A 5,128-nucleotide genomic window follows, 5' to 3' on the forward strand; every position below is an offset into this window, starting at 1 on the left:
AGAAGCGTGAAGAAGCGTGATCTTGATATTCGGTTTGCATCGGCTGCAGTCGAACTTCAGGCGCAACGGGCAACACCGCCGCCATAGACCATCATCAGGTCGGCCGAGCGGCAGTAAAAGACGTTGCCACAGGTGCACTCCGCCTTCACAAGCATGTTGTGCCGGGTTGCCTTGCCCAGCGTGTCAATCGGTTCATGCGCCATGAGAACAGAAGAGGAACAAATTCCTTGAACGTCAAGCCGGATTGTGGAATCTTTTCAACATGAGCGACGAACCATCACGACTTGCCGAAGGCATGGCGTGGGCTTTTCATTAAAATGGTATGCAACCTAGAGCTCGATCATAAGTTGTAGTGATGTGGTCGATCCTTTAGGATGTAGCCGCTCCGTCAAAAGCCCGTCGCTTACGCTCATTAGCTGCGACGGGCTTTTTCGTTCACCACAGTGAATTTTAAACTCCACATCCCAGCCCCTCAATGTTGGACGCCTAGTGCCACAACCTTCGGTCATAATTGCGCGATTGCTAATATGTCTGTAGTTTGACGGGCGCGGGGGACGCCTAATGGAGATAGCTATGTCCGGTAAGCCTGCAATCTTTCCAGCGCTCGATCACCTGCCGATCCAAGCTCAGGACCATGCCCCCCCTGCCTCGTTCGATATCGATACGCTGTTCGCAGCGGCGGCTCCTGATCATCCCACAGGCCCGGGCGAGCATTTTGCACCCCACTCAACCGTTGACCTACCTGATGCCGGCCTTGCTGGCATCGAGCACGCAAGCCACCTGCCAACTCACATCTCGGATTGGTTACTGATCTAGCAATCTGTGAGGAGCCACCCGGTTCCAGACAACAGGTCCCGCCGCTGCCGAGCGACGGCGGGACCAAGAGAGTACGCGTCAGCAACCTTCCGTGGTCGTTTTCATCTGGCCAGGAGCAACAGACTTGGCGTCCGTATCCTGCTGCCCAGGCGCGGCCTGCTTGGCGCTGCCAGTCTGCTGACCTGGCGCGCAGTCCTTGGCCGAGTTAGATTTCGTCCCACTCGTGGTGGTGGAATCTGTTCCCGGGTCAGTCGTGGTGCTCGGCATAGTCGTGGTGGTCGTTGTTGACGACCCGCCTGTCGTTGTTGACGATCCGCCTGATGTACTGGTCGACTGCGCAATGGCGACCCCCGTTGACAAAGCCGCGATAGCTGCAGCGACAAGAAGCCGTTTCATGATTCAACTCCGTATTCGAAATGTCCCTTCGGAGGGTAACAGCGCTACGAAACCACGGTTCCAAAAAATCAGGGCGGGCTAGCCAAGCCAGAGCGGGCGCCGCAGCCGCATAGCCGCCAATCCAGGAGGCGAAGGGCGTTTACGAGCGCCGGCAACCTTTTGTCGCAATCGGCGTTCGAATCTGACCAATCGCTAGGACGGGGAGTTCGATGGACCGAATCGGGAACCGCAGCAATGGTTTTGAGACCTTCATGATCTTCATCCTCGGCCTTGCTGCGATAGGCGTGAGCATATCGTTCTACTTCACCGGAATGGGTTAAGCTCGCTTCTTAGAGCGCCGCCGCCAGCGAGCAGCCCATATTTCCCGCATTTGCTTATTCTTCCCGAAAATCCTGAACTGAGGCGTGACGAAGCTTGGCCTCGCCGCGCAGATGGCGGACGCAGCCGGTGATGCCGGGCTTGACCCACTCGACATCGTTGGCGACCGCCGAGGGCGGGCCGGCAGGCTGTTCGGCACGATCGCGCTCTATGCGCTGCCATAGGCGGTCCTTGATGGCGCGCGTCGTGGCGATGACTGCCTTGCCGACATATTTGACATCCTTGGCGAACAGGCCCTCGGTCTGCTTGCCGGCCTCCCGCTTGACGCCAATGAGGTCGAGATCATCGACATCCCAGCATTTCGTTTTACCCCAGGCATCGGAATCGCCGCTGCGGTATGGGCTACCCCGCCGCTTTGAAACGATGCCCTCGAGGCCCATTTTCTCCGCCGCCTCATAGAAAGCGGCGCCACCACCTTCGACATGCTGGCTGTACTGGATGATACCATCGGCCGGCTTGACTAGGTCCCACAGTATCGCTTTGCGCTCGATCGCCGGCAACGGGCGCAGATCCTCGCCGTCCTGGTGCAGGATGTCGAAGGCGACGAATGCGAGCAGTTCGGCGTTCCATGTCATGCGCGAGTGCATCTGATGAAAATTTGGCCGCCCATCCGGTTCGGGAGCTATCATCTCGCCATCGATGATGAATGCCTTCGCCGGCAGTTTCTCGGCCGCGTTGACGACTGGCCAGAAACGTTTCGACCAATCGTGCCCATTCTTTGTAAAGGCCCGGGCGCCGGCCCAGTCGAGGATGAGCTGGACGCGGAAACCGTCATACTTGATTTCATGCAGCCAATCATCGCTGACCGGCGGTTCCAGCACCAGGCGTGGTTCCTGCGGTTTGATAAATCTCAGCCGGTGACCATCGTTACGCACGCACGCACACTCCCACCCGCCCCGATTCAATAAGCTTTAGCTAAAATAGTTCCAAGACCGGAAATCGACGGCCGATTGCAACAAAACGGCAAGCGTGACGTTGCGGATATTCGGGAAAACGGAGGCGCATCATGCCGGATGAGGAGGCGAGAAGCGCGCAGGAATTCAGTCTTGCGGACGCCGGCGATTTCGCAAAATGACGAGAATTGCGGACCTTGGCCCCCCTAAACCCGGCCGGCCCCACGAGCCGAAAGCCGACGGCAGCGACCATTTTCACATTTGCCCGATCTGCGGCCAGCAGGTCGACCGACGCGACTTCCGCCAGGTGATGTGGCACGAGCAGCCCGATCACGAGCCGCTAGAATTGGATCAATGAGCAAAGCCACCGGCGCCAAGCATCAAGGGGTAACCCGGATGTGGAGATATAAAACGGCTTAAGCGCTCGCTGTTTGATCATACATGAGCGACGAAGCTTTCTGCATCCGGAGTCAGAAGCGTTTTCGGTCAAGCGGACGCTTCAACAGAAAGCGCACCAGATTTCCCAATGTCCTACTAACTGGCGTGTTCCCGATCCCTTCAATCGCACCCTTGGCCGCAACGTCTTCGCGAAAGCGAGCCAGCCATTCTTCCGTCACGCTGTCTCGTTGAATCATGAATTTCGAAGCAGACGTGCTCTCCAGAGCCGGCACTTCCATAAACTCAGCGAACGCTTCTAGATAAAGAGTTGGGTCAGGCTGCAAATCTTCATAGACAAAGAGCCGACAATCCAACCCAAGCAGATTCACGTAGGATCGCCAATACGCATAGCTTAGCTCAATTTGGAAATACGCCTGGCTAATACCAGTAAAGCTATAGGGAACAGTTCGCGGGGTGGTCCGTTCGTGGTTCTGGCTAGTAAACACCCCGGACATCTTTGCCCGGTAGGCTGAGATAGCTTGTCGCAGTCGGTCTCGACGTTCCAGTAAAATGACGAGCAGATCGTGCTTCCTGTTTATCTCGAACAAAAAGTCCTTACCGAACTTGTTCTTGCATGATTCCAAGTGTCGCGGAAATATCTTGATTGCGAACCGTCCGTTATCCGTCGAAGCTTTTTTAATAACAGCTTCTTCAAAAGCAACGTAGCTGCTGGGCTCGAATCGCAAATTTTCCGAACCTAGGAGCCATTCCTCCGAATGCCCCATCAGGCCAGTTGCATTTGTCAAGCTCCCTAACCAGTTCGAGCCGCTTCTTTGCTCTGTTAAGATTGCGACACCCCGCATGGAAACCTCGCCTTCGCACGCTGGCGCGCGCCATCCCGGCGCGGGTCCTACCGCGCAACCGCAGCCAATGTCCGGCCTTGTCAGTACCGGCAAACTCGAACGCGTTCGCGCACCCGGTGGTGATGGCGCCAGTGCTTCACCCACTTCACGTGGCAACGGTGATAGTGACGATGCCGATAATAGTAGCGATGCGGGTAGCGGGCCACGTAGCCGGGATAGCGGGGGCCGTAATAGCGGCCGCCAAAGTCGTAAAACGGGCCGCCGCCGTAAAACGGGCCACCGCCGTAGAAGGGGCCACCGCCGAACGGGCCGAAGCCGCCGAATGGACCAAGAAAGCCGATGCCAGGACCGAATTGTGCATCCGCAGGCACGAGCGTGGCTGCGGCGGAGGCGATGGCAATAACCGAAGCAAGTAGCAGTTTTCTCATGGCAACCTCCCAGAAGGCCGATCACCCGATAAACGCCAGCAGGAGCCGTATGTTCCCGATCGCTAATATACTGTGCGCGCCGCGCTTGACAGCGCCTCGCCGAAAGTCCTGGCGCGCCGGAGGAAGTTAATGCCGGGGGTGCTCCTGGCCCCTCTTTAGAATTCGGGCTTCGCGCATCACGGATGAGAGATCGTAGCCCAGCAACGATACAAGCGCTCGCACCTGTTCTTCAGAAATGCCGGTTTCCCGCGCAACTTTACGCACGAACTCGACTTTCGTGTCCAAGGGTTTTCCTGTTTCTTCGTCAGCCATCAGGCACAATTCGGCGACAGCCTAAAGGTTTCAGGGAAGAACCTTTTCGCCTGCCGATGGCTCTCTCAGCCGCTACAACCTCATCGACCATAACACCACCAGTGCCACCACGATGCCGACGAAACAGTATGCGACCCAGACGCTGGTCATCGATGGCTTTCACTCAGATAAGCCGGCATCGTGGTGCACGATCGCGTCTAGGAGAGCCTCGTACACACTCCCGGTTTCTTCCTCAATTTCAACACTAGTGATGCTGATCGCCTTGGCGTCGGCGAATAGCTTTTTAAGTTCGGCAACTGATGTCGGCGCGACGGTCTGGGGAACGTTGGCCGAAATCCACTTGTACAAAAAGTCGGTGCCACGGGTGCTCATCAGAAGATAAGCTGACGACGTTTATTAGGTTCCGCGCGGATAGACATTCCGCCAGGGAAGAACGCATGCAGTACCGAAGAGAAACTAGAGCCGAACGATCTTATCGAGATGCAGGCGTATCCGCTGGCCTTCCGCAAATGAGAGCGCGAACGATTCCAGATCGAATGATCGGGTAAGTTCCTGGTCTTCCTCAACCACGCGGACAAACCACTCTCCGCAGGCTTCGACCACTTCGATGCAAGGCAAGGCCTTGCGAATTGGAACCACGTTATCCATCACAGCCTCCCTACGA

General features: G+C 56.8%; 7 protein-coding genes. 1 reads left to right on the forward strand and 6 read right to left on the reverse strand.

The features are described from left to right. The first annotated feature begins 573 nt into the window (after nucleotides 1-573). On the forward strand, nucleotides 574-816 hold the full coding sequence (locus AC1D1N_RS32255) for a hypothetical protein (RefSeq protein WP_477353323.1): 243 nt from the start codon (nucleotides 574-576) through the stop codon (nucleotides 814-816). A 770-nt stretch (nucleotides 817-1,586) separates the two neighbouring features. On the opposite strand, the gene AC1D1N_RS32260 is transcribed toward AC1D1N_RS32255, so the two are convergent. The 6 genes from AC1D1N_RS32260 to AC1D1N_RS32285 form a co-directional block, all read right to left on the reverse strand. Beyond that, nucleotides 1,587-2,411 carry an ATP-dependent DNA ligase gene (locus AC1D1N_RS32260; protein WP_477353325.1) on the reverse strand — a complete coding sequence of 275 codons (825 nt, stop codon included), beginning with the start codon at nucleotides 2,409-2,411 and terminating at the stop codon, nucleotides 1,587-1,589. Nucleotides 2,412-2,953: 542 nt separating this feature from the next. Beyond that, entirely contained in the window at nucleotides 2,954-3,724 is a 771-nt protein-coding gene (locus AC1D1N_RS32265; protein ID WP_477353327.1) for a Stf0 family sulfotransferase, read from the reverse strand. 80 nt (nucleotides 3,725-3,804) lie between these two features. Beyond that, nucleotides 3,805-4,152 carry a hypothetical protein gene (locus AC1D1N_RS32270; RefSeq protein ID WP_477353329.1) on the reverse strand — a complete coding sequence of 116 codons (348 nt, stop codon included), beginning with the start codon at nucleotides 4,150-4,152 and terminating at the stop codon, nucleotides 3,805-3,807. A gap of 126 nt (nucleotides 4,153-4,278) precedes the next feature. Beyond that, on the reverse strand, nucleotides 4,279-4,464 hold the full coding sequence (locus AC1D1N_RS32275; RefSeq protein WP_477353331.1) for an HU family DNA-binding protein: 186 nt from the start codon (nucleotides 4,462-4,464) through the stop codon (nucleotides 4,279-4,281). Between the two features lie 159 nt (nucleotides 4,465-4,623). Next, nucleotides 4,624-4,836, reverse strand: coding sequence for a DUF768 domain-containing protein (locus AC1D1N_RS32280; RefSeq protein ID WP_477353333.1), 213 nt, complete (start codon nucleotides 4,834-4,836; stop codon nucleotides 4,624-4,626). Between the two features lie 84 nt (nucleotides 4,837-4,920). Next, the coding region (locus AC1D1N_RS32285; protein WP_477347321.1) for a hypothetical protein at nucleotides 4,921-5,128 on the reverse strand (208 nt) is incomplete at its 5' end.

Source organism: Mesorhizobium sp. P2_B5, assembly GCF_056404775.1.

Excerpts from the sequence above, each read along its gene's own strand:
- AC1D1N_RS32255 (WP_477353323.1), top strand. The coding sequence starts at position 574 with ATGTCCGGTAAGCCTGCAATCTTTCCAGCGCTCGATCACCTGCCGATC.
- AC1D1N_RS32265 (WP_477353327.1), bottom strand. The coding sequence starts at position 3,724 with ATGCGGGGTGTCGCAATCTTAACAGAGCAAAGAAGCGGCTCGAACTGG.
- AC1D1N_RS32270 (WP_477353329.1), bottom strand. The coding sequence starts at position 4,152 with ATGAGAAAACTGCTACTTGCTTCGGTTATTGCCATCGCCTCCGCCGCA.
- AC1D1N_RS32275 (WP_477353331.1), bottom strand. The coding sequence starts at position 4,464 with ATGGCTGACGAAGAAACAGGAAAACCCTTGGACACGAAAGTCGAGTTC.
- AC1D1N_RS32280 (WP_477353333.1), bottom strand. The coding sequence starts at position 4,836 with ATGAGCACCCGTGGCACCGACTTTTTGTACAAGTGGATTTCGGCCAAC.